This window comes from Photobacterium lucens, assembly GCF_009873615.1.
Taxonomy (GTDB): domain Bacteria; phylum Pseudomonadota; class Gammaproteobacteria; order Enterobacterales; family Vibrionaceae; genus Photobacterium; species Photobacterium lucens.
Map to the genome: position 1 here is coordinate 1 of NZ_SSMG01000154.1, position 853 is coordinate 853.

Here is an 853-nt window from a genome sequence, read left to right on the forward strand (position 1 = left end):
ATTAGTAAGATAATAATCAATATTTTTACTTACTATATTTTCAGTAAAGTCATCATATGACGATTCAAGAAACCGTTGATTATTTGTCAGATCAAGTCTAGTATCGAGTTTCAAATCCCTATCATGTATCACTATTTCACCATTATCGATTTTTTTGAGTAGCTCTTTATTTCTTTTAAGATAAGATTTGATTTTCTTTTTTAAAATTTTTCGAGATTCACTTTGTTCGTTTGATTTATCTAATGAAACCTTCTCACTAATAAATAGCGAGTCTGAAATGATTTTATCACTATTACTATCTAATGTTATCGGATTGATAGGATGAATACTCTCTTCCGCAACTTTAGCAAGTTCAAGATATAATGTATCGTATACGGCAAAACATAATGAGGGAATAAAAGCTAAGATTATTAAAAAGTGTTTTAAAAATTTGGTCATAATAAATACTCATTTTTATTATAGGCTTATAATTGGTAGGATATAGATAGTTAGCTCTTTGGATTTAATTACAATATAATGATGTCTCAAATCCCATTCGTCTATAATTAGCCTCTAAAATTGGCGATTTTACATAAGCAGATAAATGTTTAATAGATGGATAACTAGACTTTATATCTCTAACAATACTCCGTACATTTTCAACGCTTGCACGTTTTACTGCTCCCGTTAGATTTAACCTGGTACTAAGGATGTTGTCTGGATCAGACATGACTAAGTCAATGTCAAGTGTATCTAATGTATCTATTGAACGAGTGATCACAACAGGATTATTATTATACTTTGTTACATAGTATCTAACTTGAGTGTTAATTTGGTCATATTTAAAATCCTCAAATGCTGCCTCCATGAATAC

1 protein-coding gene and 1 pseudogene are annotated in these 853 nt (G+C 29.3%); both read right to left on the bottom strand.

Annotated features, from left to right (window positions below; all coding sequences use genetic code 11):
* Positions 1 to 438 (bottom strand): hypothetical protein (locus E5A76_RS07235; RefSeq protein WP_161118517.1); only part of this gene is annotated, 438 nt, incomplete at its 3' end.
* A gap of 64 nt (positions 439 to 502) precedes the next feature.
* A pseudogene (locus E5A76_RS20475) lies at positions 503 to 853 on the bottom strand (hypothetical protein); the annotation flags it as partial.